We start from the raw sequence: 26,104 nt of genomic DNA on the forward strand, positions 1-26,104 counted from the left end.
GGCCGAGCAATCATGGGCCGCCCTTCGGCTGACCGGGGATATCCGTCCAGATCTGCTTCGGATCGGCTTGAAGCTCCTCGCCCGCCTTGCGTTCGAACTCCGGGTAATCCCGGATCAGGCGCGAGGCGACGTCGAGGTTGAACTTGGCGTCCCAGAAATCCGGCCGGTCGCGCAGGGCGCGGCGATAATCCTGGCGGGCGAGCGTCACCTGCGGGCCGGCCTTGTCGAGCGCGCCGCGGGTGATGAGGGTGAAGGCGTCGCGCACCCGCGCGTTGGCGACGAGATAGCGCGCCCGCGCGGCGGACTCGGGCGCCTCCGCCCGATCGAGGGCCGCCACCAGGGGCTCGGTCTCCCCGAGCCGGTCACGCTGGGCCAGGAACCGGACGCGGGCCGCCAGCACCGGGGCCGGCGCGTCCAGGGCGACGTCCGCATCGGTCCCGGCCTCAAGGGCCGCGATCGTGCCGTTCGCCCGTTCCGCCCGCCAGGCCGCGGCGCCGAAGCCGGCGGCGGCCAGCGCGAACAGGATCGGCAGCGCGAGGAGCAGGTTCGGCCGCACGCGCCCCCAGCCGCGACGCGCGGCCTGCCGAGGATCCCGGGACGCGCTCATGCGGTCTTCCTCGCGGCTTCGGGCAGCGGCTTCGCACCGGCACCCGGTCGCGCCGGTGCCGGCCGCCGGGCCAGATCCGCCTCGGCCAGGGCGGCCGCGACGAGGAGCGCGAGCCCGAATGCCGCCAGCGCGTCGCCGATCCAGGTCAGGTCCCGGCGGGGATGCACCTCCGTGTAGGGGATCGGATCCCGCTCCAGCGCCTCGATCTGCGCGATCGCGTCGGCGACCGCCTGCGGCCCCTCCGCCTCGAACGCCCGGTAGGGCACGCCGAGGCTCTTGAAGAACAGGTCGAGATGGCGCTCCGGCGCCGCCTGCGGGGTATCCTCCCCGGCCGGCCGGTCGTGGATCGACGGGGCGCCCTTGGTGCGCAGGAACAGCCAGTACAGGTTCGGCCGCAGCTTCGCGAAGGCGGCGCGGAGCTGATCCTGCACCCGGGGATCGATCACGGCGGCGCCGTCCGAGATGAACAGCAGCACCCGGGAGCCGCCGCCCTCCGGCCCGAACTGCGACAGCGCCATGGCGAGGCCGCGGGCGACGTTGGTGTAGTCGAGGCCCGGACGGTCGATCGCCGCGATGGCGGCCCGCACCGCGTCATGGCGATCCGTCATCGGCATCACCAGCATCGGGGCGGTCGAGAACGCGGTGACGGCGAACAGGTCGTGGCTGCGGGCCCCGACGAAGCCTGCAAGCAGGCGCCGCGAGGCGGCCGCCTTCGATTCGTCCAATCCCGAGGGCTGACGTCCGGCGAAGGTCTCGTTCATGCTGCCGGACCGGTCGATCAGCATCGACACCTGCGCGCCGATGCCGATCCGGATGACGCGCTCGCCCAGCCGGTAGGGGCCCGCCAGCGCGACCACAAGACCGCCGACCGCCAGGATCCCGGCCGTCGTCAAGGCGCGGCTGATCCACCGGGACACGGGATCCTCCGGGACGGCGGATACGGCCGGGATCGCGGCCCGGCGCCGGCCGGAGACCACGAGCGGGATCAGGGCGAGCGGCAGCAGCCACAAGGCCCAGGGCGCGGCTGCGCCGAAATCGGTGACCCAGCCGGCGGCCAAACCGGCGGCCCAACCGGCGAACGCGGAACCCGTACCCATCTCAGGCCGTCCGCTCGACCGCCGCGAGACGACGGAGACTCGCCTCGATCTCGGACCGGGGGCACACGGCCCGGGCGGCGGCCGGATCCCGGCCGAAGAAGGCGCGACGCGAGGCGGCGAAGAAGCGGTCGAGCGCCGCCGCCTCGCTCCGGAAGGCGGGATGCCGCGCGAGGAAGGCGGGCAGGTCATCGGCCAGCACGCGGCGCGCATCGGTCTCGTCCAGCCCGCGATGGACGAGGCGCAGGGCCTCGCGGTAGCCGCCGTCGCCGTCCCGTCCGAGGCCGCGCAGGGCCCGCGCGGCACGGGTGAAGGGACGCTTGCGGCGCCGCCCGAACCACGCCCGGTCATAGGCGAGCGCGGCCAGGGACAGGACGGCCAGGACGAGGCAGAGCAGCGAGGCCTGCTGGAGCGGTGCGGGATCGAGGCGCCGCGCCCGCCCGTCCGGGCGCAGGTACTCCGCCGGATCTTCGCGCTGGGGCGGCTGGATCTCGCGCAGGGACGCCATGCCGAGCGACCATCCCGGGATCTCGGCCCTGGCCGATGTCGTCCCGCCCGCGGCCGCGCTCTCCAGCACCACCGAGAAGCCCGGCACCGCGACCTGGCGCGTGTCGAGGGCCGCGTAGAAGGTCTGATAGGTCAGGTTCAGGCGGATCCGACCCGCACCGGTCGCCACGTCGATGGCGCGCAGGTCGAGCCAGTACGTCACCGGGCCGGGCTGCGGCAGGGACGCCCTCTGCAGGCTGAAGCCCGGATCGACGGCGATGTCGACCTGGGCGTGCAGGAGATCGCCGAGGAAGTAGCCGAACGGCCGCGGCACGCGCACTTCGATGTCGCGGACCTGCGCGCCGGCCGTCCCGGGATGGAACGGCAGCGCGATCAGGGCGAGGAGGGCGAGGGAGGCCAGCCGCATGTGATCAGGTCGCCAGGAGATGACGGCTGAGGGCGTCGGCGTCGAACCGGTCGGCGAGGACGAACGGGGTGCGGGCCCCGGCGGCGAGAGCCGCGACCCTCAGCTCCTCCCGCCGCTCGCGCTCCCGGTCGAGCCAGCGCCGCCGGAGGCTCGGCCGCAGGAACACGAGGCGGCGGCCGCCGCCCTCCAGATCGTCGAGTTCGACCAGCCCCCAGGCCGGCAGGCCCGCATCCTCGGCGCTGTCGGCGAGGAGCACCGGCACGGTGTCGTGCAGCGCCAGGGCGCCGAACACCGTGCCGACCAGGGTCTCGGGCCACCGGAAGTCGGAGATGACGAAGACGAGTTTCGGCCGGCCGGTCAGCTGGCGCGCGGCGTCCAGCATCCCGGCGGCGCTGCTTCCCCGGCGGGGGACGCGCGTCAGCCGGTCGGCGGTCGCCAGGGCCGGTCCGCGCCGGCGGGTGGCCGGAAGGTAGAGGTCGGCCCGGATCGCGGCGTCGCAGCCGATCACCCCGAAGCCGTCGCCGATGCGCGTCGCCGAGGCCGCCAGGCCGGTGCAGAGGTCGCGCGCCAGCATCATCCGGTCGGCCGCCCCCCGGTAGCGCATCGAGCCCGACAGATCGACGAGGGCCCAGATCTCGACCGCGGTGCGGGCCTCGAAGCGCCGGACATGCACGCCCTCGAACGGGTCGCGCAGGGTCGCGCGCATGTCGATCCGGCGGGCATCGGGCAGGCTCAGGAACGAGACCTGATCGCGGTAGGTGCCGAGCCCGCCGGCGTCCCGCCCGCGATGGGCGCCGACGCGGCTGCCGCGCGGCCGCCAGCGCGGCAGGTAGAGGATCTCGGCGGTCGGCCGTCCGGTCGTGGGACCAACCGCGGGGCCGGTCATGCAGCCGGTCATGGGGCCGGTCATGAAGCCGGTCATGGGGCCGGTCATGGGGCCGGTCATGGGGCCGGCACCGTTTCGAAGACCGCTCGGCACAGGGCCGGAACGATCTCGGAGCGCCGAATCTCGTGGATCGGTTCGAGGAAGACCCGGTGGGCCATCACCTCGGGAAAGACCGCGCGCACATCCTCCGGCACCAGCCAGTCGCGCCCCTCCAGCCAGGCGCGGACCCGGGCGGCCCGCACGAGGAAGGCGACGCCGCGCGGCGAGGCGCCGCCCTGTATGAGCCCGCCCATATCGACGTCCGGGAGGCGGATGCCGGCCTCGGCCGGCCGCACCAGGGCCTCCCAGAGCGCGACCACGTAGGCCTCGATCTCGGGCGCCGCCTGGATCGCGTGCTGGATCGCCGCGCTGATGCCGCCGATGCCCGCGTGGTCCAGGACGCCCTCGGCCACGGTCTCGATGAGACGGTCCGTGTCGTGGAACCGCGGGTCGAAGACCAGGGCGCGCCGCGCCTCTGCGTCCCGCGGCGCCTCCATGCCGATCTCCATCAGGAACCGGTCCCGGGCGGCGGCCGGCAGCTCGAAGGTCTCCTCGCGCTCGACGCGGTTGCGGTCGGCGAAGACCTGGAGGTTCGGAAACCGGTACTCGCGGTTGAAGGCGCTGACCGTCCGCTCGGCCATGATCCGCAGGAGCAGCGCGTGGACCTGCGGACGGGCGCGGTTGATCTCGTTGAAGAAGAAGACCGACAGGTCCTCCGCCCGGCGCAGCACCGGCCCGGGCTCGACCCGGGGGCGGCCGTCCTCGGCGAGGTAGGTATGATAGACGAGGTCGGTGGGCATCATGTCCACCGTTCCCTCGACCCGCTCGTAGGCGCCGCCGAGGGCCCGGGCCACGGCCCGCAGCAGCGTGGTCTTGCCGACGCCGACATCGCCCTCCAGCATGACGTGGCCGCGGGCGAAGATGGCGATGGTCACGAGGCGGATCGCCCGCTCCTGACCGACCACGGCCTTCGCGACCTCCTCCTCGAACCGGGCGGCCGCGGCCCGCCAGTCGATCAACATCGCGTCGCCGGAGCGCGGAGTGTTCATGGGTGCTGCTCGGACGCGTGGGTCAGCACGGACGGCCGCCGAGGCGCGCCGCCCGTGCCGGGGACCGGTTACTTGGCGGAGATCTTGGCGACGTCGTACTCGAACTTGCCCGTCTTCTGGGCGTGGTCGACGCGCTGCCTGTTGCGCTCCTCCATCTGCTTGATGGAGTCGGCCTGCTTGCTGACCTCCTTCGGGTCGTGCTTCGGATCGTACTTGGATCCGGCGACCTTCTCGGGGAAGCCGGGCTTGGGCTCCCAGCAATTGCCCGGCGCCTTGCAGGTCTGCCCGTCATAGGCGACGGCCGGTGCCGCCAGGATCGTTCCTGCGGCCAGAACCGCCGCCGTGATCATCATCCGCATCGTCAGGCTCCTTCTCTCCCTGGATGGCCGGTCAGGCCGTTCGACCGCGTCCCGGGTGGGCGCAGCATCGCGCGAACGCTCACTCCGGCAGCGGCTTGCACTGTCCGGGGGCGTCCTTGGCGAAGGTCTCGCCCTCCTTGAAGGGCTTGTAGTTCTTCTTCTGGTCGTCGCTGAGCCAGGCCGCATCCTTCACGGGGCCCGTGTAGAGATGCCGGATCCACGCGATGACCTGCAGCATCTCATCGGGATTGAGGTCCTCGTTGTGCGGGCCCATCATGCCGTTGGCGCCGCCCCAGAGTGTCGAGAACAGGCCGACATCTTCGGTGTTGGCCGGGTAGGTCCAGTAATTGTCGTTCAGGCCTGGCCCGACCTTGCCCTCGGCGAGGTGCCCGTGGCAGCCCGAGCACGAGGTGAGGAACAGGCTCTCGCCGTTGCGCAGGCAGGACTTGTCGTCGATGTAGACGTTCTTGCCGGTCTGGAAGAAGGTCTGAACGGCCTTGGTATCCCGGCCGCCGGGCTTGCCCTCGCTGGTGTCCATCACCTCGCCGGTGATGGTGTTGTGGAATTGGATGCCGGTCTGTGGCCCCGCCTGCGGCTGGGCAAGCACGGCCCCGCCATAGGCGAGGGCCGCGATGCCGAGACTGGCGATCAGCGCGAGATGAGGAATGCGATGAGACATGCGCGGTCTGCGAACTCTGGGAAATCGTGATGTGAGCGGTGCGACGCGACGCTAGTTCGTCGCCGCGACGGGCACGCCGTCCTGCTTCAGGATCGCGTCGATCTGCGGCCCGGCCTTCGCGACGGCGGCGTCGAGGGCGTCCTTCAGGGCCGGGTCGTCCTTGCGCACGCCCATCGCCTGATCGAACATCTGCGGCATGGGACGGCCGTCGCTGCTCACCGTGTCGTTCGGCACCAGCGTGATGCGCAGGGGCACGGTCGAGGCCTTGACGTAGCGCGCCACGTCCGGGGCGAAGGCCACGCCGACATCGGCCTTGTCGTTGGCGACCTCGCTGACGATCCGGGCCGGGTCGATCTGGGTGTACTGGTTGCGCGGCGAGCGGAAGTTCACGAGCGAGTAGAGGTAGGCCATGTCCTCCTCGTAGCGGCCGATATCCTTGAGCATCGCCTCGCCGGGGGAGCCGAACGGCACCACCATGTGATCGACGCTCTTGAGCCGCGGATCGGACCAGGACTTCACGTCGAGATCCTTGTCGGCGCGCGTGATGAAGACGTAGCCGCTGCGGTAATAGGGCTTCGTGGTCAGCACCCGCGGGTCGTCGCTGTCGAGGCCGACCACCACGTCGCAGATCTTCTTCTCCAGGCCGTCGCGCACGAGGTAGATCGCCGGCTTGTCGATCCAGGCGAAGGCCGGCTTCCGGCCCATCGCCTCGGCGACGGCGACGGCGATCCGGTTCTCCAGTCCCGAGCCGTCCCGCATCGAGAGCGGCGGCTGCTTGGCGGAGGCGCAGATGCGAAGGGTGGACGGATCCGCCGGCGGCGTCACCGGTGCGGCGGGCGTGGGCCGACGGTCCGCCTGCGCCTCCGATTCCTGCGCGGCGGCCGGTGCCGTCGCGAGGGCGAGGAGTGTGGCGCAGAGTCCCGCGCGCAGCATCGATCTGCTGGACAGCGGCATGGGTTCTATTCCCTCATCTGATCTTGTTCTTCTGCGGACGCAGGTCCCGATCCGCTTCGGCGCGCTCGCTGGGGCCGAACCGGTGTTCATTTCGGCGGAGCGCGCTCCGGGACCCAGACCGGTCCGGCGCGCGTGCCGCTCGGTCGAGGGCACCGCCGGCCGGGGGCCGGCGGTGCCGATGCGCGTTACTTGGCGGCCGCCTGCTGGTACTCGCCGACGCTCGGGTCGTCGTAGGGGCCCTTGCCGTCGAGCGAGAAGACGACCACGCCGCCGCCCATCTGGGTGTAGTTGGCGAGCTTCTTGAAGGCGCCCACCGCGCCGAGGCCGGCGGTCGGGTCCTGCAGGTCGAAGACGAGGCCCACGCCCGGCCAGCCGCCGACGCCGTAGTAGATGGCGACGTACTGCGTGCCCTTGTGGCTGTAGGTGATCGGGTAGCCGATCGCCCCGGAGGGCAGCTTGAACTTCCAGAGCAGGTCGCCGTTGTCGGAGTCCCGCGCCTTGATGAAGCCGTCCAGCGTCCCGTAGAGCACGATATTCCCGGCGGTGGCGGTGGTGCCGCCCCAAACCGCGAAGCGCTCCATCTTCTCCCAGTTGAACTTGCCAGTGATGGCGTTGTAGCTCTTGATCTGGCCGAGCCCCTCGTAGTTCTGGCGGTCACCCTTCGGGCCCGGATACATGTTCAGCGTCGCGCCGACGAAGAACTGGCCCGCCCGGTAGGGCAGCATGAAGGGCTCCCAATCCATGCAGATGTGGTTGATGCCCATGAAGAAGGCCTGACGCTTCGGATCGTACGAATCGTGGCCCTGGTTGTGGTAGCCCATCGCCGAGGGACAGATGTCCTTGGCGAGGTGGTCCATCCGCGTGCCGTATTCCGGATCGCGGACCGGGGTGCCGGACTTCAGATCGACCGACTTGAACACGTTGACGGTGTCGTCGATCTTGTTGGCCGAGACCAGCGAGCCGTCGGTCCGGTCGAGGGTGTAGACGATGCCGTTGCGGTCCGGATGGGTGAGGAGCTTCCTCATCTTCCCGTCCTTGTCCTTCTGCTCGGACAGCATCATCACGTTGACGCCGGCATAGTCCCACTCGTCGTGCGGCGTCTTCTGGTAGCCGAAATGGGCCTTGCCGGTATCGGCGTCGCGGCCGAAGATGGTCATGGTCCACTTGTTGTCGCCCGGCCGCATGGTCTCGTTCCACGGTGCCGGGTTGCCGGTGCCGAAGTAGATCATGTTCGTGCCCGGGTCGTAGGCGTACCAGCCCCAGTTGGTGCCGCCGCCGATCTTCCAGGCATCGCCCTCCCAGGTGGCCGTGCCGAGGCCCTTCTGGCCGTAATGGGCGTTCTTGACGTTGAAGTCGTCGGCGAGCAGCAGATCCTGATCCGGACCGGTGGCGTAGGCCCGCCAGACCTGGGCGCCGGTCTTCACGTCGTAGGCCGTGAGATAGCCGCGCACGCCGAGCTCGGCGCCCGAGGAGCCGATGATCACCTTGTCCTTCACCACGTAGGGGGCGATGGTCAGCGTCGAGCCGACCTTGATGTCGGAATTCTCGACCTTCCAGACCGTCTCGCCGGACTGGGCGTTCAGGGCGACGACGTTGCCGTCGAGCTGGGTCTTGAGGATCAGCGGCGGGGTCTTGCCGTCGCCCGGCCAGTAGGCGAGCCCGCGATTCACCAGGTCGCAGCAGGCGACCGAGCGGGCGGCCGGGTTCTGCTTCGGCTTGTCCTGCCACAGGATATGGCCCGGATCGTCGAGGCCGATGGCGAAGGTGTTGTTCGGAAACGATGTGTGGATGTACATCTTGCCGTCGACGACGAGCGGCGCGCCCTCGTGGCCGTTGAGCAGGCCGGTGGAGAAGGTCCAGGCCGGCTTGAGCTGCTTGACGTTGTCCTTGTTGATCTGCGTCAGATCGCTGTAATTGTTCGAGTCGTAGTTCTTCCCGGGCATCACCCAGTTGTCGTCGCTCTTCGACAGCTGCTCGAGCTTGTCGTTGGCGGCCGCCATGCCGGCCATGGCGACCGGCGCCATGGCCAGGATCGCCAGGGTCGAGACTGAACGCGCGAGCCTTCTCGTCCTCATCATGCATCTCCTCACCAAGCCGCCTCGCCTCACGGCACCGCGGCTATAATAATTATTGCGGTGCGGGATATCTTGAGATCTATCCTGCCGCCTGCACGCCTCTCTTGCGAACTTCAGAAGTTATTCTCTTATGAGAGACTTATTACAGACGTTTACGCATTTGATCTCTAGCAAGTTCAACTGGGGACTGTCTCTAGGAATTTCCAATTTTTACTCCGGGAACATTCGGCAATTCGGTCAGGAACAATGAGGCGCAGCCGAGCGGCTTGACCGGCCTTCAAACACCGTCACGAATACGCGGTGCTGAGCGCCTGAAATCACGCGGTGTCCCGGAGGTCTTGATGAGGTCGAGTTGGACTTGGCGCTTCCGGCTCCGGGCCGCGGCCGCGATGACGACGATGCTGATCCTTGGCCCCTCCGCGGCGGAGCCGCTTCGGGTCGCGGCCCTCTACCCGCGCGACGGCCGGCGCGACCTGCAGAGTGCCGACTTCGCGCTCTACAAGGGGGCGGGCGTTCTCTGGTGCCAGCGCCCCGACGGCGTCCCCCAGAAGGCGGCGGCGGCCTGGCTCATCGCCGATCCGTCGATCGTCGTGCTCAACGCCCACAATTTCCGCACGCGAAAACTCGAGGTGACCCGCTCGGTGTCGGACTGCTACTTCCAGATCGCGGGACGTAACTATGATTTTCTGGCCGACAGCCTGCACCTCGGGACGGGGGCAGAGGCGCGCAGCCTGCACATCACCGACGATTGGGCGATCCTGCGGCTTGCGCAGCCGGCCGACGCCATGCCCCAGCCGCTGCCCGAGCTTCCCGACCTGCCGTCCGGCGAAGTCGCGCTGCCCGTGACCCTGGTGTCGCCTGCGGGCCACGAGAATTATCGCGGGTCCAGCAGCTTGGAGCACTGCACGATCCACCGGATCGATCCGCCGAGCGAGGACGCGATCCGCCGCGTGCGGCACGATTGCAACGACGGCTACGGCGGCTCGGGCTCGGGCCTGTTCGATGAGGCGGGCCGCCTCATCGCCATGCAGAGCGCGTCCTCGGTCATGAACGCCAAGCATGCGTTCGATCCGGAATTCCACTACGGATCCGCCCTGATCTTCGAGGGCGAACTCCTCACGGCGCTCCGCAAGGAAGCCGGCCGCACCCGCCCGCGCTGATCTGCGGGAACGCGGTCGTACAGCGCGCGCCGCTGCACCGACCGCGGCGATGCGCGACCCGTCCGGGTGACGGGATGCGCGGCCTTGATTTGTCAATCTTCGGGAGGGGAACGGGATGGGTCCGCACGGTTGGCGCAGCAAACGCCCTGTCGTCGCGGCGGTGCTGGCCGTCCTGTCGGCGATGCAGGGACCCGTCCTCGGTCAAACAGTCGAGGACGGCTCCGACGCCGCCCTCGGCCCGGCCGACACCGGAACCGTCCTGACGCTGATCGGCCGCAACCTGAACAGTCCAGACGCCAAGGTCTCCGTGCTGCGGCGGCGAGACGGCCTGTATGTCTGCGGGTCGGTCAACGTCAAAAATCGCGACGGCTTGTACACGGGCGAGCGCGGATTTCTGGTTGATCTGAGGACGCGGGAATTCGGCCGGGTCCCCGACGGCCCGGAACTGCTCAACCCCCGCGCCGAGGGGTTTCGCGAGAAGGAGGCGATCCGGGCATCGTATTTCCGGCTCTGCCTGAACGACTGACGGGCTCGCGGCGTTGGCCGGCAACGCTCCGGGATGCGCCCCTACCGCGGGAGGAACAGGCCGGGAATGACCTTGCCGCCCGGGCCGAACAGATCGTCCGCCCGCTGGCAGCTGCTCGGGACGTCCTTCTCGTACGCGGCGAGATAGGACCGCGCCTCCAGTAGCAGAGCATCCCGGTCGAGCTCGGCCGGATCGACGCCCAGCGCCTGAACGGCGCGCTTGAACCTGTCACTGTCGGTCCGAAGCTGCCCGCAATGAACATTCACGAAGCCGACGAGACCGGCGATCTTGGCGGCGTTTCGCTTGGGAGCCGGGAGATCCGGCGGCGCCTCGGCGCGGGCGGTGGCTGCGCTCAGGATCAGGACGGCGGCCGCCCCCAGGATCGCGTGACGTTGCATGGCGGGTTTCCTCCGGTTGGACCGCGGCGCGGGAAGAGAAGCCGGTCGGGGGCGTCTGGCGGGAGACGGTGTTGAACGCGCAGAACAGGGCCGCGGTCGCCGTCCGGGGCGTGGCAACCATGTGTCCAGCCCCGACCGGAACCGGGCCCGAACCCGTCTCGGATGGGCTCGATCGGACGATGAAGGCGACCGTCAGCGCCACAAGGACCGCGGCCGAGACGATCGACGTGAACAGAAGGCGCCACACGGAAGAGCGCCGCCAATGGCCGACATGGCCATTCCCGCCAAGCTCTGACGGGTGCGGCGAACACCGGACGGATCAGGGATCATCGGAGGGGGGAGCGCCCTGGAGCGACACGCATGTGCGGACCATGTCGCTCAGCGTCAGCTGCTTCGTATCGCCGACATTGGCAGTCTCTTCCAGGCAACGCATGAAGTATTCGTGTGTCAGATCGGGCGAGAGAGCGCTCATCGCCTTTCCCATGCGGTTGGTGAAATCGATCTTGTCGGACATCGACGCACGCGGCCATGAGGACGCCAAATCGTCTATTTTGAGACGCGCCAAAGCCGGCCCGGACAGGAAAGTCGATGAAGATAATAATATCATTATAAATCTTATCATCGACTCACCCCATTCGACGCCGTACCGTTAATAGGATGCTTGATACGTGTCGAGAGTGACTGGAGGACGCCGCGACAAAGTGGAGCTGAGCGTGAACGCATGCTGTCGTCGCACCGATGGGCGGGACGCAAATGCTTCGTCCACCTGCGCCACCGCGCCCGGCATCCGGAGGCCAACCCGGTCTTTAGAGAGCCCCCCTGCACGTCCGGAGGCGATCACGCAGACCGTTGGCGGCAAGCCGATGGAGACCTGGTTTGCCGATGTCCCTCGACAGGCTCGGGATGAGGACCTGTGACGGTTCATGCGCGGCGACCGGCTCGGCAACCGCGCCTCCGAATCGTGCGCCGACATCCGCGATCCCTGCTGCGATGCCCGGAACGCCCTCATCATCCGACCCTGGGGCATCAGGTCCTTCGGAGGGCGCACCGGGACCTGCAGGTTCTCGTCAACGAGGTTTGCGCTTATCCGGCACAGCATCCGCCTCCGCACCTTGAGCGTGGATCTGGCCGAACACCGGCGGACGCTCTCGGGCGGTTGATCCGAGCGGCTGCTTCCGGAGCAACGGTGTCTGGACGATCGCGGGTGCCGGTGGACCGGTTTCTGGCGGAAGCGGATGGGAATCGAACCCACCGTACGCTGTTGGCGTACCACTGGTTTTGAAGACCAGGAGGGCCACCAGACCCCGTTCGCCTCCGGTTCCGGGGTTATGGCCCACCGCGGGCAGGGTCAAGATCCGGCCGGCCGCGGGCCGCCGCCCAGAGTGGAGGAGCGCGCAAAGGTCGCGCCCCTCAGGGTCCGCGCTCGTCCAGCGCAACCGCGGGGGCGACCGACCTCCCGGTGCGGGCCGAGATATGGGCCGCCTCCAGGCATGCCATCACCCGCACCGCCTCCAGCGCCGCATCGTCGACCGGGCCGCGCAGCAGCGTCTCCGCCACCCTCCGGTAGAACAGCCGCTGATCCCCGGCCACGGCGGGCATGCGCGTCACCGCACCCGAACCGTCGTGCATCTCCAGCTCGTCCGGATCTGCGCCCCATCCCGGCGCGCCCGGGGCCAGTCCGGCCAGCAACTGCCCCTCCTGCGGATCGGCACGGTGCTTGATCAGGCTGCCGCCCTCGCCGTGGACCACGAAGCGGGGCGATCCGCCGGCGACCAGCATGCTCGCGTGCAGCACCACCCGCAGGCCCGGATAGTCCAGCACCGCGTGGGCCCAATCGTCGGACCGCGCGCCGTTCCGGAGCTGTGCGAGGTTCGCGGTCACCCGATCGGGCAGGCCGAAGAGCTGGAGCGCCTGATCCACGAGGTGCGGGCCGAGATCGTACCAGATCCCGCTGCCGGGCCCGGCATTCTCCCGCCACCGGTCGCGCACGCGGGGTCGGAACCGGTCGAGATGGGATTCGAGGTGCCGCACCGGGCCGATCACGCCCGCGTCGATGGCCCTGCGGACGGTCAGGAAGTCGCTGTCCCAACGGCGGTTGTGGAAGACCGCGAGCAGCCGGTCCCGGCTCCGCGCCGCCGCGCGCAGGGCGCGGGCCTCGGCCAGATCGAGGGTGAAGGGCTTGTCGACGACGACGTGCTTGCCCGCCGCCAGGGCAGCCCGCGCCAGGGGGGCATGACTGTGGTTGGGTGCGGCGATCACCACGAGATCGACGGCTTCCGACCCGGCGACGGCGTTCGGGTCGGGGACCACCGTCACGCCGGGAAGGTCGGCCTCGACCTTGGCGGGATCGCGCGAGCCGATCATGCGGAGTTCGAGGCCCGCGACGGACCGGATCAGCGGCGCGTGGAAGGTCCGGCCGGAATATCCGTAGCCGATGAGGCCGACGCGGATCGCGGCGCTCACCGCCCCGCCCCGCAGGCGCGGCCCCGGGGCAGCGCCATCACCGGCACGATTGCCACGCGGTCGCCCATGCGACGCCCCCTCCGGTCGATCGAGAGTATATGCGAGACGCCATCTAGCTTGGCCCCAGTTGTCGCACGACAGATTTTACGACCGGCGCGCGATATCATCCGCTGCTAGGCCAACGCTCGTTCAGGATCTTCTCGCAGCCGGACCGCGTATTCAATCTCCCGAGACGCAGACACTTCGGATTGCCCTGAACGATCGGGCCGAGACCGGGCATGTCAACACGCCCCCCTTTCGGCCGGAGGGTAGCCCCAAGAGGTCCTCCGCCATACGGATGTGCTCCGTCCGCTGCCGCACGCTGCGACGGATTGCCGAGCCGGCCGTGGCCGCCCGGTCCGAATTCGTATTAATTCCGCCACACTGTTGTGGCCCTGCACCAGTCATGCCGTTCCTGAGACGCTCACGGACAGAGGAAGGCCCGTCGACCGACCCCGAGGGGATCGGCGAGGGGGTGGGCCCCGACGCGTCACTGGCGGAGTCCCTGCGTCCCGGACCGCGCGGTCCGGGCTGGATCGGCGCCGCCATGGTGATCATCGCCCTGGTCTCGGCGCTGGCAACCTTCCTGATCCTGGCCGGCGTGATCCGGGTGACGCCGACGCCCGCCTACGGTGTGACGCTGCTCGCCATCAACGCCGTCCTGGTGCTCGGCCTCGCCGTCATCATCGCCTGGGAGGCGCGGGTCTTCCTGCACGCCCGCAAGGCCAACGCCGCGGTGGCGCGGCTGCACACCCGCATCGTCGGCCTGTTCTCGCTGATCGCGATCCTGCCGACGATCCTGCTCGCCGTGGTGGCGTCCGTGACGATCGACCGGGGCCTGTCGCTCGGCTTCACCGACCGGGTCCGCGACGTGGTGCTGAAATCCGTGGAGGTGGCCGACGCCTACCAGGAGAACCAGTGCCAGAGCCTCGCCCGCGAGATCCGCATCCTCGCCGACGACCTCACCCGCGCGCGGCCGAACTTCGACGTCAACCGGGACTGGTTCCAGACCTTCCTGACCACCCGGGCGACCAATCTCGGCCTGCCGGTGGCGCAGATCATGCGCGGGCCCACCGAGGTGGTGGCCCGGGCCAAGATCGACGTCCTGAAGACGAACCGCCTGCCCTCGGCGGCGGCCTTCGAGGACGCGGCGAACTCCGCCGACCCGATCTGCCTGCTCCCCACGGAGGGCCGGGTCTTCGCCGCGCTGCTGCGCATGCCGGCCTACGACGACGCCGTGCTGATGGTGCAGCGGGAGGTGAGCCAGCTCGCCATCGACTTCCCCGGCGTCTCCCGGGCGGCGGCGGCCGAGTACCTCACCTACGACTCGCTGCGCCGCTCGATCCAGATCACCTTCGCGTCGGTGTTCCTGCTGATCGCGCTGATCGCGCTGCTCTCGGCGGTGTGGTTCGGCATGAACTTCGCCAACCGGTTCGTGGCGCCGATCCGCCGGCTGATCAACGCCGCCGATCAGGTGGCGTCGGGCAATTTCTACGCCCAGGTGCCGACCAAGAAGACCAGCGGCGACCTCGCCCATCTCGGCGAGAGTTTCAACAAGATGACCCAGGAGCTGCGCCGCCAGCACGCCGGCCTGATCGCCGCGAGCGACCTGATCGACACCCGCCGCCGCTTCACCGAGGCCGTGCTGTCGGGCGTTTCGCCGGGGGTGATCGGCCTCGACGCAGCGGGCTTCGTCACCATCGCCAACCCGGCCGCAGAGCGGATGCTCGACCTCGCCAGCGACGCCCTGGTCGGCCAGCCGCTGGCCCGCGCGGTGCCGGAGCTCGCCCCCGTGCTCGCCGAGAGCGAGGCGCGCCCGCGCAGCCTGCAGCAGCAGCAGGTCCAGCTCACCCGCTCGCGGGGGGAGCGCACCATCACGGTGCGGGTCACGAGCGAGCAGGCGCAGGGGGCCTCGCGCGGCTCGGTGGTGACGCTCGACGACATCACCGACCTCGTCCAGGCGCAGCGCAGCTCCGCCTGGGGCGACGTGGCGCGCCGCATCGCCCACGAGATCAAGAACCCGCTGACCCCGATCCAGCTCTCCGCCGAGCGGATCCGGCGCAAGTACGGGAAGGTCATCACCGCCGACAAGGAGGTGTTCGACCAATGCACCGCCACGATCGTCCGGCAGGTGGACGAGATCAAGCGCATGGTCGACGAGTTCTCGGCCTTCGCGCGGATGCCCAAGCCCGCCATCGCGCCGAACGACCTCACCGAGATCGCCAAGCAGAACCTGTTCATGATGCGGGTCGCGCACCCGGACATCGACTTCGCGTTCTCGGCCCAGACGGGTGCGGCGGAGGGCGGGGCGGCGAACTCGGAGAAGATCGTGGCGGCCTTCGACATCCGGCTGCTCAGCCAGGTGATCACCAACATCCTCAAGAACGCCGTCGAGGCGGTGGCCGAGGTACCGGAGGCCGAGCTCGGCAAGGGCAAGATCTCGCTCAGCCTCGCCGTCGAGGACGGGTTCGCGGTGATCGCCGTCACCGACAACGGCAAGGGTTTCCCCGCCGAGGGCCGCCAGCGGCTGCTCGAGCCCTACATGACCACCCGCGAGGGTGGGACGGGGCTGGGGCTTGCCATCGTGAGCAAGGTGCTTGAGGAGCACGGCGGCGGGATCGAGCTGAACGACAATCCCGCCGGCCGCGGCGGCCAGGTGCGGATGCGGGTCCCGCGCGAGCACGGGCCCGAGCCGGCGGCGGCGCCGTCTGAAACCCTACCCGTCACGACAGAGGAGAAGGGCGCCGCGTCGACGGCCCCCCGGATCGCGGAGATGCACGCATGAGCGCCGATATCCTGATCGTCGACGACGAGGCCGACATCCGCGACCTCGTCGCCGGGATCCTGGACGACGAGGGCCACCGCTGCCGCACGGCCGGCGGCTCGGACGAGGCGCTCGCCGCCATCGAGGCGCGCCGGCCGCACCTCGTCTTCCTCGACATCTGGCTGCAGGGCTCCCGGCTCGACGGCCTGCAGGTGCTCGACCTGATCAAGGCGGCGAACCCCGACCTGCCGGTGGTGATGATCTCGGGCCACGGCAACATCGAGACCGCGGTCTCGGCCATCAAGGCGGGCGCCTACGACTTCATCGAGAAGCCGTTCAAGGCGGACCGGCTGATCCTGGTGGCCGAGCGGGCGCTGGAGGCCTCGCGGCTCCGGCGGGAGGTCCGCGACCTGACGGCGCGCTCCGGCGCCACCAACCGGATCGTCGGCGCGTCGCTCGCCATCAACCAGCTGCGCCAGACCCTCGACCGGGTGGCGCCGACCAACGCCCGGGTGATGATCACCGGGGCGCTGGGCTCCGGCAAGGAGCTCGCGGCGCGCAGCCTGCACAAGGCCTCGGCCCGCTCGAACGGCCCGTTCGTGCTGTTGAACGCCGCCGCGATCCTGCCCGAGACCATGGAGGCGGAGCTGTTCGGGGTCGAGGGCGAGAGCGGCCGGCGGGTCGGCGCCCTGGAGGAAGCCCATGGCGGCACCCTCTACCTCGACGAGGTCGCCGACATGCCGCGGGAGACCCAGAACCGGATCCTGCGCGTCCTCGTCGACCAGAACTTCCAGCGGGTCGGCGGCACCACCCGGGTGCATGTCGACGTGCGCATCATCTCGTCCTCATCCCGGGATCTTCAGGAGGAGATCGCCGCGGGCCGGTTCCGGGAGGACCTGTTCCACCGCCTGTCGGTGGTGCCGATCCGGGTGCCGGCCCTGTCGGAGCGCCGGGAGGACGTGCCCGAGCTGATCCAGTTCTTCATGGACAACATCTCGTCCCAGACCGGCCTGCCCAAGCGCCGGATCGCCGAGGACGCGATGGCGGTGCTGCAGTCGCACAACTGGCCCGGCAACGTCCGCCAGCTCAAGAACAACGTCGAGCGGCTGATGATCCTGACCCAGGCCGACCCGGAGCAGGAGGTCACCTCGGAGATGCTGCCCTCCGAGATCGGCGCCCTGGTGCCGACGACGCCGGGCGGCGCGGGCGGCGAGAAGCTGATGAGCCTCGCGCTCCGGGAGGCCCGCGAGATCTTCGAGCGGGAGTACCTCGTGGCGCAGATCGCGCGGTTCTCCGGCAACATCTCGCGCACCGCCGAGTTCATCGGCATGGAGCGCTCGGCCCTGCACCGTAAGTTGAAATCCCTCGGCATCGGTCCGTGAGACGGGCGGCCGGGGGGATGCGGTGAGAGCGGTGCCGATCCGTCACGGATGAGGCCGGCGCGGGGGTTGCTTGCGCCCACGCTTTCACCAGATCATGGTGCTTGTATACACAGCCGCGGTCGGGAAGGTCGGACGATCCGGCGCGCGGCAGACCCATCCCGGACGGAGCGAGCCGGGACAACAAGAAGGCCAAGAAGATGGCGGGCGAACGCGCACAGAACCTTCAGGACACCTTTCTCAATCATGTCCGCAAGAACAAGATCCCGCTGACCATCTTCCTCGTCAACGGCGTCAAGCTCCAGGGCGTGGTGACGTGGTTCGACAATTTCTGCGTGCTGCTGCGCCGGGACGGGCACTCGCAGCTGGTCTACAAGCACGCGATCTCCACGATCATGCCGGGCCACCCGGTGCAGCTGTTCGAGCCGGACGAGACCGCCGAGAAGGCGTGAGTTTTCGGTGGGGTTGGGGCGAGGTAGATCCGCGCGTCTCCTCCCCTTGCAAAGGTTACGATATTCACACGTCTGGGTCTGAGACCAACGCTCTGAAAAATGGGCGCTTTTCCCTCCCCCTTGTGGGGAGGGGCCAGGGGTGGGGGTGGTGCAGAAGGCACCGCACCGCTCGATCCTGCACCACCCCCACCTCCAACTCCTCCCCACAAGGGGGAGGAGAGCGCGCGTCGGTCAAGGATGCGAATCTGCGAGCCCGGCGAGGGGGAGGAAGGACGTGCGCAATCCGCGCCCTCGCGGATATCCGCTGCGTTTCCGGCCCCAAGCCTTGGCCCGGCCCGCCCGCATCCCCATTCTGACGGATCCGACCTCTCGAACGAAGCCGCCAGCCGACCGGCGGTGCCAAAGGCCGTATGACCGAAACGCTGACGTCCGGCGAAGCCCGCCTCCAGGCGCAGGCCGCCCCCGAGGGCGAGATCGCCGCGGCGACCCACACCCTGGTGATCGGCCCCTACCTCGCGCGGGGCGCCGCGGGAGCCGGGCACGGACCGGTGACGCCCACGCGCTCCGTGGAGGCCCGCCTCGACGAGGCGACCGGGCTCGCCGCCGCGATCGAGCTCGACGTGGTCGAGAGCCTCGCCGTCAGCCTGCCGCGGATCCGCCCCTCCACCTATCTCGGCAAGGGCCGGGTCGAGGAGATCGCCGGCCTGATCCGCGCCCGCGAGATCGGCCTCGTCGTGATGGACTGCGCCCTCTCGCCCGTGCAGCAGCGCAACCTCGAGAAGGCCTGGGGCGCCAAGGTCATCGACCGCACCGGCCTGATCCTGGAGATCTTCGGCCGGCGCGCCTCCACGCGCGAGGGCACGCTCCAGGTGGAGCACGCGCACCTCGCCTACCAGAAGTCCCGGCTCGTCCGATCCTGGACCCATCTGGAGCGTCAGCGCGGCGGCTTCGGCTTCCTGGGCGGCCCCGGCGAGACCCAGATCGAGGCCGACCGGCGCATGATCCAGGAGCGCATGACCCGGATCGAGCGCGATCTCGACGCGGTGGTGCGCACCCGCGGCCTGCACCGGCAGAGCCGCGCACGGGTGCCGTACCCGATCGTCGCGCTGGTGGGCTACACGAACGCCGGCAAGTCGAGCCTGTTCAACGCCCTGACCCGCGCCGAGGTCACCGCCAAGGACATGCTGTTCGCCACCCTCGACCCCACCGCCCGGGCGACCAAGCTGCCCCACGGCGAGACCGTGATCCTGTCCGACACGGTGGGCTTCATCTCCGACCTGCCGACGCCGCTGATCGCGGCCTTCCGGGCGACGCTGGAGGATGCCATCGAGGCCGACGTGCTGCTCCACGTGCGCGACGTCGCCCACGTCGATTCCGAGGCGCAGGCCGAGGATGTCGGCGAGGTCCTGCGGGAGCTCGGCATCGAGACCACGGCGGACCGGATCATCGAGGTCTGGAACAAGGCCGACCTCCTCGACGACGGCGAGCGCACCCGGCTCCTGAACCTCAGCGGCCAGGCCAAGGCCCGCAACGACCGCGACAGCGCCGCGCCGGTCCTGGTCTCGGCCCTGACCGGGGAGGGGCTCGCCGCCCTCGCCAGCCGGATCGAGGCGCGGATCGGGCGCAACCGCGCGAGCTTCGCAGTGTCGCTGCCCCCGGAGGACGGGGCCGCGCTGAACTGGCTCTACGAGAACGCCGAGATCCTCGACCGCCGGTCGGAGGCCGACGGCACCCTGCACCTCGCGGTCCGGATCGCCCCCGAGAAGGAGCCGCGCTTCCTCAACCGCTTCGCGGCGGCCCGGCGCCTCGGCCGGGGCGGTTGATGGCCTCGGGCAGCGCCGGCAACCCGACGCTCGCCGCGCTGCAGCCCGCGCGGTCTCCGGCCGAGGGCCGCGCGGAACCGGGATCCGACGACGCGGCGGTGCTGCGGGCGATGCAGGCCGGCGGCGGCCTGCGCCTGCTCGGCCTCCGGGTGGTGATCGTGCTGGTGCTGCTGATGGCGGCGCAGGCCTATGACGGCTCGCTCCACGCCCTGAGCCACTGGTTCATCCTCGGCCTCTACGGCCTCGGCACGGTCTGGTTCGGGCTCCGGGAGCGGGGCGGCGGCCCCGCGGCCAACGCCTACAGCTGGGCCGGCACCGGGCTCAACGCCGGGCTCGCCGTCTACGTGATCATCGAGCACATGATGGCCGGGGGCGGGGCGGGCCTCGGCGCCGACGCGGTGAGCCGCCTGCCCGCCTTCCTGCTCCTGCTCCAGACCGGCCTGAGCATGCGGGTGGCCCAGACCTTGGTGTTCTGCGGGCTGGTCACGGTCTGCTGGAGCGCGGCCTTCCTGGTCGGGCTGGTGCATCCGGACCTGTTCCCCAACGCCGACACCTTCCCGACCGCGCAGATCACCGGGCTCGCCACCTTCATGGCGGCGGGCCTCCTGGTGATCGACGGCATGATCCGCCTCCGCGCCGCGGTGGCCCGGGCTCTGCGCATGGAGCACGAGCGGACCCAGCTCGCCCGGTTCGTCCCCGACACGGTCGCCCTCGACCTCGCCGCCGAGGACGGCGATTCCGGCCTCGGGATCCACCGGCGCCACGCCTGCTTGATGATCCTCGACATCCGCGGCTTCTCCCGGCTCTCCCGCGAGCACCCGCCCGAGGCCATGGTGAAGGCCCTGCTGGCGGTCCGGGCGGCCGCGCAGGCGGCGGTGGCGGAGCAGGGCGGCCTGGTCGACAAGTATATCGGCGACGCCGTGCTGGTGCAGTTCGTGCTCGACCGGCCCGACGCCCAGGCGCGCGCGGCTCTGGCCTGCGCCCTGTCGATCCGGGATCGGATCGCCGCCCTCAACGCCGAGCGGGCGCGGGAGGGGCTGTTCACCGTGCGGGTCGTGGTCGCCCTGCACGCGGGCGACCTCCTGGTCGGCGTCTTCGACGACGGGGTGCGGGCCGAGTACACGGTGCTGGGTCCGGCGATGAACGCCCTGGCGCGGATCGAGACGCAGGCCAAGGCGGCCGAGATCGCGCTCGCCGCCTCAGGGGATTTCATGGATCTGCTCGAGGGAACGCTGCCGGTGGGGATCCGGGCCGTCCCGGTGCCGCAGGCGGTGCTGCCCGGACCGCTGACCCTGTTCGCCATCGCGGAGTGAGCGGGCCCGATCGGACAGCGCCGACGTTCCCTGCCGCAGGATGCCGCGGCACGATCCCCGGCCGCGCCGGAACCGGGCCGATTTTAATCCGTTCGGTCCGCGCGGCGCTGGGTCGCGGAGAGACATTCGTCCCATGAACAAGATCATCCTCGGCGCGACGCTCGCGCTCGGCCTCGTCCTCGGCGCCGCGAGCCCGAGCCTCGCCTCGCCGGGCGACGGCCTCGACCGGAACGCCGCCGCGCAGGGCAACGGCCGCTTCGGCGGCATGCACCGCAACGCCCGGATGGAATCGCGGATGATGCGGCACCGCGCCCACCGGATGCACCGGCATCACCGTTACCACCGCCATCACCGCTGACGGGTCCGGACCGGTTCCGGCTCCGCGGGCTTTCGGGGACGTCGTCATCGTTGACGGCGGCGGGCGAAGCGGCATCCGCTACGCCCGCCGCGGGCCACCGGCGCGGAAGCTGCGGCCGGTCGATCGGGGCGCGCCGCTAGAGCCGAGACCGATCGCGTTACAATCGAGACACGACACAAGACCGGGAAGCTCTCGGACCGGTCATCCCACCCACCACCTCATCCTGAGGTGCCGGAGCGGAGCGGAGGCATCGAAGGAGCCCTCCAGAAGCCTGCGCGATCCCTGGAGCCCTCCTTCGAGGCCCGCTGACGCGGTCACCTCAGGATGAGGGGGTTTGAGTGGATCGACTTGGTACAGCGCATTGTCGTGTACCATGCGCGTCGCAATCAGGCGCGGCTCTAAGCCTTTGTCGTGGCGCGCTCTCGCCGAACCGGTCTCCACTTCGGCGGAGAGCGCGCCAAGCCCCCCGCCTCACCACTTGTAGCTCAGGCTCGCCGTGACCCGCCGCGCCTCGCCGTAGAAGCAGGCGTTGATCGACGTGCAGGACGAGACGAAGCGCTTGTCGAAGATGTTCGCGGCGTTGATGGCGAAGCGCCAGTTGCCGCTGGTGTAGTGGACCAGCGTGTCGAACAGGACGCGCTCCGGCACCTTCAGCGTGTTGTCGGTGTTGGCGAAGGAGGACCCGACGTAGCGCACGCCGCCGCCGAAGCCGAAGCCCGCGAATTCGCCCGTGGGGATCGTGTAGTCGCCGAACACCGACGCGAAGGTCTGCGGCACGCCCGCGGGCGTCCGGCCGACATTGTCGCCCCGCTCGATCTTCAGGTCGTAGGTCGTCACCGAGGCGACCACGTTGAGCTCCGGCGTGAGGCTCGCCGTGAGCGAGCCCTCGAAGCCCCGCGAGCGCGTCAGCCCGAGCTGGAGCGAGTTGAAGACGTTGTTCGGGTCGGTGGTGAGCGAGTTGTTGAGGGCGAGGTCGAAGAACGCGGCCGTGACGAACAGGTTCGTCCCCGGCGGCTCGTACTTCACGCCGGCCTCGTACTGCTCGCCCGTGGTCGGCTTGAACGGCTGGCTGAACGCGTTCGTGCCCACCTGCGGGTTGAACGAGGTCGCGTAGGAGACGTACGGCGCGAGGCCGAAGTCGAAGTTGTAGATCAGCGCGAAGCGCTCGGTGGCCGCGTTGGCGTTCTGGGTCGTGCGGGAGATCGGGCTGGCGAGCTTGTTGTTGACCTCGTTGGTGGTGAAGTCGCCGCGGCCGGAGGCGATCAGGGTCAGCTGCGGCGTGAGCTTGATCTGATCCTGCACGTAGAGGCCGGTCTGCTGGAACTGGTCGAAGTTGATGAGGTAGGGTGAGACCGGCCCGGCGGGGCTGACGAAGTTCGGCGCCGCGAGGTTGAACGGGTCGACGCCGAAGAACGTGCCCTGATTGTCGTTCAGGCTGAAATACTTGTAGTCGACGCCCATCAGGAAGGTGTGGGCGAACAGGCCGTCGTCGAACCGCGCGATCGCCTGGGTGTCGACGTTGAACTGGCGTGCCGTCGAGGCCGCCTGGAAACGGTAGCGGCTGAGCTGGGTCTGCGTGACCGGGTCGACGTATCCGATGCCGCCGCTGAGGGAGTTGTCGTAGGATTGCGAGATCGCGTAGCGGGCGTTCTGGCGCACCGTCCAGACGTCGTTGAAGACGTGCTCGAACTCGTAGCCGATGAAGGCCTGGGTGCGCCGGTACCGGTTCTGGATGTTGTCCTGGGTGTTGTACGAGCGCGGGATGCGCAGGCCCTCGGCCTGCGGGCGCACGGTGCCGTAATAGGGCAGGAACGCGTTGATGCGGCCGGTCTCGTCGTGCTGGAAGCTCGACAGGATCGTGAAGGTCGTGGCCCCGTCGGGCTTGTAGGTGAAGGACGGCGCGATGTAGCCGCGGTTGTCCTCGACGCCGTCGACCTGGGTGCCGCCGTTCCGCCCGATGGCGGTCAGGCGGTAGAACCAGTGCCCCTCCGCGTCGGCCGGGCCGCCGAGGTCGAAGGCGAGGTACTTCTGCCCGAAGGAGCCGCCTCCGGCCTCGATGTAGCGCAGCGGGTCGAGGGGCGGGCGCTTGGACACGAGGTTGACGACGCCGCCCGGATTGCCGGCGCCGAACAGCACGGCGGCGGGTCCGCGCAGCACCTCGATGCGCTCCAGGCCGAACGTCTCCAGCTGGAAGCCGCCGAAGCCGAAGTTCAGGAGTTGCAGCCCGTCCTTGTAGAGTCCGGTGTCGTTGGTGGTGAAGCCGCGGATCAGGAAGAAGTCCTGGCGGGTATCCGGGCCGAAGGGGCTGCCGAACACGCCCGGCGCGTACTGGATCGCCTCCGAGACCGACTGGGGCTTCTGGGCGTCGAGTTGCTGGCGCCCGATCACGGTGATCGATTGCGGCGTCTCGATCAGCGGCGTGTCGGTCTTGGTGGCGGTGAGCGAGCGCTTGGCGACGAAGCCGGTGATCGGCCCGCGCGGATCCTCCCGCACCGGTCCGGCGACGACCGGCCCGCCCTGGCCGGTGACGCTCAGCTCCTCGAGCTGCACGCTTCCCTGCGCGGTCTGGTTGGCCGGGTTGTTCGCCCGGGGGCGCGGCGGCGTCGCGTCCTGGGCGAAGCTCGGCGCAGCCTGGACCAGGACGGCGAGCGAGGCGCCGGCAAGGAGGGCACGCAGGGCGCCGGAACGGGGGTGAGCGACTCTCATGGGACCTGGCCGTGTGCGACGAAGCGGGCAGCCGGCCGCACGCGCCGGAACCGGTCCCGACGTCGCTGCCGCGCTGTTTAGAATTGTGCTAAACTGCTGGGGGGATTGATTTTTCTTCAACCCGGAGTACGCGCAGCCACGCTTCATCGCAAGCGGCCCTCGCGCTTCAGGCGACGGCTGTTGCCGTGGCGACACGCCTCGGTAGCGAAGGCCGGCAGCCCGAAAGGTCAGGCACGTGTCAGGGGACGCGACGGTCCGGAACCGGCGCGCGATCGGCCTACCGGCCCGGCCTACCGCGCCCGGCCCGCGATCCAGCCGGCCAGCAGATCCGCCACGGCATCGCTGTTGGTCTCCAGCATCATCATGTGGCCGTTGCCGTTCAGGCCCCGGTCGGCCAGCCGGATCACGTCGGGCTTGGCGCCGGCCTGGGCCAGGAAGGCGACCGTGCAGGCATCGTAGGTGGCGTGGAACGAGGCCTCCGCGGTCACCACCACGGTCGGCACCTTGGCGAGGTTCGGCAGGGTCCGGGCCGGCTCGCCCTGCAGCCAGCAGCGCACGGCCCCGTCGGCCGTCGCCTTGGCCTGCTGCGCCACGATCAGGTCCTCGGGCGCCTTGACGGGCGGATCGAAGGTCAGGGGCATGCGGGTCAGCCCATAGGCGCGGGCGCGCCCGTCCCCGGCCTTCTCCCAGAAGTCCTTGCCGCCGCGGAACTGCACGTCGAAGAAGGGCGGCCCGCTCGGCTCGACCGCCACATGCGCCTTCACGAGGTCGGGCCGGGCGTCCGAGGCCGCCCAGCCGAACAGGGCCGCCTGGCCGTGGGTGAGCAGGATCGCCGGCCCGACCTTCTCGAGGAGCGCCACCAGGGCGGGGTCGACCAGCTCCTCGGTCTGCTGGCTGTTGGCCAGGAACGGGACCTGGCTGGCGAAGAACTGGTCGAACCCGGCATTGCCCTGCACGCCGGCCCCGCCCGGCCAGCGATTGTGGAGCTTGGCCTGCGGGTAGAGGTCGTAGACCTCGGGCGCCGTGTGGGTCCGCTCCAGGCTGCGGGTGCCCAGCCGGTCGTAGGGTCCGTAGACCTCCGGGTTGGTGCCCGAGCGCCCGCGTCCCACCTGATCGACCACGTAGACCTGGTAGCCTCTCTCGACGAAGCGCTGCACCCAGCCCGGGCGGCCGTCCGCGGTGGCGAGGAAGTTCACGCCGGTCTGGGCGAGGCCGTGGACCATCACCACCGGGTAGGCTTGCGTGATCCGGGCCGGGGTGCGGGACTGCACGAACATCTGGCCGACCATCACGGTCTTGTCGCCGAGCTTCTCGTAGCGGCCGCCGATGTAGAAGTAGCCCGCCCGGGTCACCGGCTCGCCCGGCTCCTGCGCCGTGGCCTGCACCGTCGCCTGCGACGGGCCCTGAGGTCCCCCCTGGGCGGCGGGCCGGGCCTGCGAGGTCGCCTGGGCCGGTATCTGGGCCGGTATCTGGGCCGGGACCGTCCCCTGGGCCAGCGCCGCCCCTGCCGCCAAGGTGATTCCCAGGATCACCCCTTGAGCGGCGAGCAACGCCACCCGGGCGCCGTTCGCGATGCCGTTGCCGGCCATGCCGTCCCTCCCGGATGCGCCCTGCTCCGCGCGGGCGCTTATTGCGGGAAACGCAACGCTCGGCCAACCGGGAAAGCTGCACCGCCCCGCACGTCAGGTCCGAATATCGCGCCCGGCCTTCGCGCATCCGGCAACCGCGATCCCGGCCGAGCCCGAACCCAGGCGCATGCCTGGCGCGACCACGGCGACGCTGGCGTCGGCGCGGCGGAGCACCCACCTTGCAGATCGGACGCCCGATGCGGCGCCCCCGCCCGGACAGCCCGGGCGGGACCGAACCAAGGACTCCAAGCCGTGGATCCCGCAACCGCCAAGACCCTGGTCTCCGCCGCCCTGGTCGCCTCCATCGCCCTGTTCAGCCTGGTGTCGATCCAGGCGTTCTTCGCCCAGATCGCGGCCGACCTGCGCGCCGCCCGGGCCGTGCGGATCCCGGTCCGGGCCGACCGCCGGGATCCCCCGCAGGCCTGACCGCAGGCCTCACG

Annotated in this window: 23 protein-coding genes and 1 tRNA gene; 9 read left to right on the forward strand and 15 right to left on the reverse strand. The window is 70.0% G+C overall.

Going from position 1 to position 26,104, the window contains the following annotated elements; genetic code table 11:
* Positions 1 to 10: 10 nt before the first annotated feature.
* The 9 genes from ACLBX9_RS02155 to ACLBX9_RS02195 form a co-directional block, all read right to left on the reverse strand.
* On the reverse strand, positions 11 to 607 hold the full coding sequence (locus ACLBX9_RS02155; RefSeq protein WP_447717734.1) for an MxaK protein: 597 nt from the start codon (positions 605 to 607) through the stop codon (positions 11 to 13).
* Positions 604 to 1,704 carry a vWA domain-containing protein gene (locus ACLBX9_RS02160; protein WP_447717735.1) on the reverse strand — a complete coding sequence of 367 codons (1,101 nt, stop codon included), beginning with the start codon at positions 1,702 to 1,704 and terminating at the stop codon, positions 604 to 606. The genes ACLBX9_RS02155 and ACLBX9_RS02160 overlap by 4 nt, the downstream gene beginning before the upstream one ends.
* 1 nt (position 1,705) lies before the next feature.
* Positions 1,706 to 2,614 carry a hypothetical protein gene (locus ACLBX9_RS02165; protein WP_010686845.1) on the reverse strand — a complete coding sequence of 303 codons (909 nt, stop codon included), beginning with the start codon at positions 2,612 to 2,614 and terminating at the stop codon, positions 1,706 to 1,708.
* Between the two features lie 4 nt (positions 2,615 to 2,618).
* Positions 2,619 to 3,500 carry a DUF58 domain-containing protein gene (locus ACLBX9_RS02170; protein ID WP_447717761.1) on the reverse strand — a complete coding sequence of 294 codons (882 nt, stop codon included), beginning with the start codon at positions 3,498 to 3,500 and terminating at the stop codon, positions 2,619 to 2,621.
* 56 nt (positions 3,501 to 3,556) lie between these two features.
* Complete coding sequence (locus ACLBX9_RS02175) at positions 3,557 to 4,588, reverse strand: AAA family ATPase (protein WP_010686847.1); 1,032 nt, start codon at positions 4,586 to 4,588, stop codon at positions 3,557 to 3,559.
* A 68-nt stretch (positions 4,589 to 4,656) separates the two neighbouring features.
* The gene (locus tag ACLBX9_RS02180; RefSeq protein WP_010686848.1) at positions 4,657 to 4,947 is read right to left on the reverse strand and encodes a methanol dehydrogenase [cytochrome c] subunit; all 291 of its coding nucleotides are present in this window, start codon (positions 4,945 to 4,947) and stop codon (positions 4,657 to 4,659) included.
* Positions 4,948 to 5,026: 79 nt separating this feature from the next.
* On the reverse strand, positions 5,027 to 5,626 hold the full coding sequence (gene moxG, locus ACLBX9_RS02185) for a cytochrome c(L), periplasmic (RefSeq protein ID WP_447717736.1): 600 nt from the start codon (positions 5,624 to 5,626) through the stop codon (positions 5,027 to 5,029).
* Between the two features lie 51 nt (positions 5,627 to 5,677).
* Complete coding sequence (gene moxJ / locus ACLBX9_RS02190; protein WP_010686850.1) at positions 5,678 to 6,580, reverse strand: methanol oxidation system protein MoxJ; 903 nt, start codon at positions 6,578 to 6,580, stop codon at positions 5,678 to 5,680.
* 185 nt (positions 6,581 to 6,765) lie between these two features.
* Positions 6,766 to 8,655: a methanol/ethanol family PQQ-dependent dehydrogenase gene (locus tag ACLBX9_RS02195; RefSeq protein ID WP_447717762.1), complete on the reverse strand. Its 1,890-nt coding sequence runs from the start codon at positions 8,653 to 8,655 to the stop codon at positions 6,766 to 6,768.
* Between the two features lie 398 nt (positions 8,656 to 9,053).
* Here ACLBX9_RS02195 and ACLBX9_RS02200 point away from each other — a divergent pair, with 398 nt between their 5' ends.
* Together ACLBX9_RS02200 and ACLBX9_RS02205 are read left to right on the forward strand one after the other, a co-directional pair.
* Entirely contained in the window at positions 9,054 to 9,815 is a 762-nt protein-coding gene (locus ACLBX9_RS02200) for a S1 family peptidase (RefSeq protein ID WP_447717763.1), read from the forward strand.
* A gap of 115 nt (positions 9,816 to 9,930) precedes the next feature.
* The gene (locus ACLBX9_RS02205; RefSeq protein ID WP_447717737.1) at positions 9,931 to 10,341 is read left to right on the forward strand and encodes a hypothetical protein; all 411 of its coding nucleotides are present in this window, start codon (positions 9,931 to 9,933) and stop codon (positions 10,339 to 10,341) included.
* A 41-nt stretch (positions 10,342 to 10,382) separates the two neighbouring features.
* On the opposite strand, the gene ACLBX9_RS02210 is transcribed toward ACLBX9_RS02205, so the two are convergent.
* The 4 genes from ACLBX9_RS02210 to ACLBX9_RS02225 form a co-directional block, all read right to left on the reverse strand.
* Entirely contained in the window at positions 10,383 to 10,739 is a 357-nt protein-coding gene (locus ACLBX9_RS02210; RefSeq protein WP_447717738.1) for a hypothetical protein, read from the reverse strand.
* 319 nt (positions 10,740 to 11,058) lie between these two features.
* Positions 11,059 to 11,253: a hypothetical protein gene (locus ACLBX9_RS02215; RefSeq protein ID WP_447717739.1), complete on the reverse strand. Its 195-nt coding sequence runs from the start codon at positions 11,251 to 11,253 to the stop codon at positions 11,059 to 11,061.
* 709 nt (positions 11,254 to 11,962) lie between these two features.
* Positions 11,963 to 12,055 (reverse strand) — tRNA-Sec (locus ACLBX9_RS02220).
* A 94-nt stretch (positions 12,056 to 12,149) separates the two neighbouring features.
* On the reverse strand, positions 12,150 to 13,202 hold the full coding sequence (locus tag ACLBX9_RS02225; RefSeq protein ID WP_447717740.1) for an oxidoreductase: 1,053 nt from the start codon (positions 13,200 to 13,202) through the stop codon (positions 12,150 to 12,152).
* Between the two features lie 445 nt (positions 13,203 to 13,647).
* On the opposite strand from ACLBX9_RS02225, the gene ACLBX9_RS02230 reads away from it, so the two are divergent.
* The 6 genes from ACLBX9_RS02230 (at position 13,648) to ACLBX9_RS02255 (ending at position 21,330) form a co-directional block, all read left to right on the forward strand.
* Positions 13,648 to 16,026 carry an ATP-binding protein gene (locus tag ACLBX9_RS02230; protein ID WP_447717741.1) on the forward strand — a complete coding sequence of 793 codons (2,379 nt, stop codon included), beginning with the start codon at positions 13,648 to 13,650 and terminating at the stop codon, positions 16,024 to 16,026.
* Positions 16,023 to 17,387: a nitrogen assimilation response regulator NtrX gene (gene ntrX / locus ACLBX9_RS02235; RefSeq protein ID WP_010686468.1), complete on the forward strand. Its 1,365-nt coding sequence runs from the start codon at positions 16,023 to 16,025 to the stop codon at positions 17,385 to 17,387. Before ACLBX9_RS02230 ends, ntrX begins: the two co-directional genes overlap by 4 nt.
* A 197-nt stretch (positions 17,388 to 17,584) precedes the next feature.
* Positions 17,585 to 17,836, forward strand: a complete 252-nt coding sequence (hfq, locus tag ACLBX9_RS02240; RefSeq protein WP_007563033.1) for an RNA chaperone Hfq — start codon at positions 17,585 to 17,587, stop codon at positions 17,834 to 17,836.
* A 410-nt stretch (positions 17,837 to 18,246) separates the two neighbouring features.
* Positions 18,247 to 19,659 carry a GTPase HflX gene (gene hflX / locus ACLBX9_RS02245; RefSeq protein WP_447717742.1) on the forward strand — a complete coding sequence of 471 codons (1,413 nt, stop codon included), beginning with the start codon at positions 18,247 to 18,249 and terminating at the stop codon, positions 19,657 to 19,659.
* Entirely contained in the window at positions 19,659 to 20,972 is a 1,314-nt protein-coding gene (locus ACLBX9_RS02250; protein WP_447717743.1) for an adenylate/guanylate cyclase domain-containing protein, read from the forward strand. Before hflX ends, ACLBX9_RS02250 begins: the two co-directional genes overlap by 1 nt.
* A 133-nt stretch (positions 20,973 to 21,105) precedes the next feature.
* A complete protein-coding gene (locus ACLBX9_RS02255; protein ID WP_010686465.1) occupies positions 21,106 to 21,330 on the forward strand; it encodes a hypothetical protein in 225 nt (74 codons plus the stop codon).
* 471 nt (positions 21,331 to 21,801) lie between these two features.
* Here the strand turns inward: ACLBX9_RS02255 and ACLBX9_RS02260 are convergent, their stop codons facing one another.
* Together ACLBX9_RS02260 and ACLBX9_RS02265 are read right to left on the reverse strand one after the other, a co-directional pair.
* On the reverse strand, positions 21,802 to 24,036 hold the full coding sequence (locus tag ACLBX9_RS02260) for a TonB-dependent siderophore receptor (RefSeq protein ID WP_010686464.1): 2,235 nt from the start codon (positions 24,034 to 24,036) through the stop codon (positions 21,802 to 21,804).
* A 290-nt stretch (positions 24,037 to 24,326) separates the two neighbouring features.
* Positions 24,327 to 25,625 (reverse strand): alpha/beta hydrolase, encoded by a 1,299-nt coding sequence (locus ACLBX9_RS02265; protein ID WP_447717744.1) that lies wholly within the window; start codon positions 25,623 to 25,625, stop codon positions 24,327 to 24,329.
* A gap of 291 nt (positions 25,626 to 25,916) precedes the next feature.
* Between ACLBX9_RS02265 and ACLBX9_RS02270 the strand changes: the two genes are divergently transcribed.
* The gene (locus tag ACLBX9_RS02270) at positions 25,917 to 26,090 is read left to right on the forward strand and encodes a hypothetical protein (RefSeq protein ID WP_447717745.1); all 174 of its coding nucleotides are present in this window, start codon (positions 25,917 to 25,919) and stop codon (positions 26,088 to 26,090) included.
* Positions 26,091 to 26,104: the final 14 nt, after the last annotated feature.

The sequence above is a fragment of the Methylobacterium sp. A49B genome (genome assembly GCF_053346215.1).

Excerpts from the sequence above, each read along its gene's own strand:
- ACLBX9_RS02155 (WP_447717734.1), bottom strand. The coding sequence starts at position 607 with ATGAGCGCGTCCCGGGATCCTCGGCAGGCCGCGCGTCGCGGCTGGGGG.
- ACLBX9_RS02160 (WP_447717735.1), bottom strand. The coding sequence starts at position 1,704 with ATGGGTACGGGTTCCGCGTTCGCCGGTTGGGCCGCCGGTTTGGCCGCC.
- ACLBX9_RS02165 (WP_010686845.1), bottom strand. The coding sequence starts at position 2,614 with ATGCGGCTGGCCTCCCTCGCCCTCCTCGCCCTGATCGCGCTGCCGTTC.
- ACLBX9_RS02170 (WP_447717761.1), bottom strand. The coding sequence starts at position 3,500 with ATGACCGGCCCCGCGGTTGGTCCCACGACCGGACGGCCGACCGCCGAG.
- ACLBX9_RS02175 (WP_010686847.1), bottom strand. The coding sequence starts at position 4,588 with ATGAACACTCCGCGCTCCGGCGACGCGATGTTGATCGACTGGCGGGCC.
- ACLBX9_RS02180 (WP_010686848.1), bottom strand. The coding sequence starts at position 4,947 with ATGCGGATGATGATCACGGCGGCGGTTCTGGCCGCAGGAACGATCCTG.
- moxG (WP_447717736.1), bottom strand. The coding sequence starts at position 5,626 with ATGTCTCATCGCATTCCTCATCTCGCGCTGATCGCCAGTCTCGGCATC.
- moxJ (WP_010686850.1), bottom strand. The coding sequence starts at position 6,580 with ATGCCGCTGTCCAGCAGATCGATGCTGCGCGCGGGACTCTGCGCCACA.
- ACLBX9_RS02195 (WP_447717762.1), bottom strand. The coding sequence starts at position 8,655 with ATGAGGACGAGAAGGCTCGCGCGTTCAGTCTCGACCCTGGCGATCCTG.
- ACLBX9_RS02200 (WP_447717763.1), top strand. The coding sequence starts at position 9,054 with ATGCTGATCCTTGGCCCCTCCGCGGCGGAGCCGCTTCGGGTCGCGGCC.
- ACLBX9_RS02205 (WP_447717737.1), top strand. The coding sequence starts at position 9,931 with ATGGGTCCGCACGGTTGGCGCAGCAAACGCCCTGTCGTCGCGGCGGTG.
- ACLBX9_RS02210 (WP_447717738.1), bottom strand. The coding sequence starts at position 10,739 with ATGCAACGTCACGCGATCCTGGGGGCGGCCGCCGTCCTGATCCTGAGC.
- ACLBX9_RS02215 (WP_447717739.1), bottom strand. The coding sequence starts at position 11,253 with ATGTCCGACAAGATCGATTTCACCAACCGCATGGGAAAGGCGATGAGC.
- ACLBX9_RS02230 (WP_447717741.1), top strand. The coding sequence starts at position 13,648 with ATGCCGTTCCTGAGACGCTCACGGACAGAGGAAGGCCCGTCGACCGAC.
- ntrX (WP_010686468.1), top strand. The coding sequence starts at position 16,023 with ATGAGCGCCGATATCCTGATCGTCGACGACGAGGCCGACATCCGCGAC.
- hfq (WP_007563033.1), top strand. The coding sequence starts at position 17,585 with ATGGCGGGCGAACGCGCACAGAACCTTCAGGACACCTTTCTCAATCAT.
- hflX (WP_447717742.1), top strand. The coding sequence starts at position 18,247 with ATGACCGAAACGCTGACGTCCGGCGAAGCCCGCCTCCAGGCGCAGGCC.
- ACLBX9_RS02250 (WP_447717743.1), top strand. The coding sequence starts at position 19,659 with ATGGCCTCGGGCAGCGCCGGCAACCCGACGCTCGCCGCGCTGCAGCCC.
- ACLBX9_RS02255 (WP_010686465.1), top strand. The coding sequence starts at position 21,106 with ATGAACAAGATCATCCTCGGCGCGACGCTCGCGCTCGGCCTCGTCCTC.
- ACLBX9_RS02260 (WP_010686464.1), bottom strand. The coding sequence starts at position 24,036 with ATGAGAGTCGCTCACCCCCGTTCCGGCGCCCTGCGTGCCCTCCTTGCC.
- ACLBX9_RS02265 (WP_447717744.1), bottom strand. The coding sequence starts at position 25,625 with ATGGCCGGCAACGGCATCGCGAACGGCGCCCGGGTGGCGTTGCTCGCC.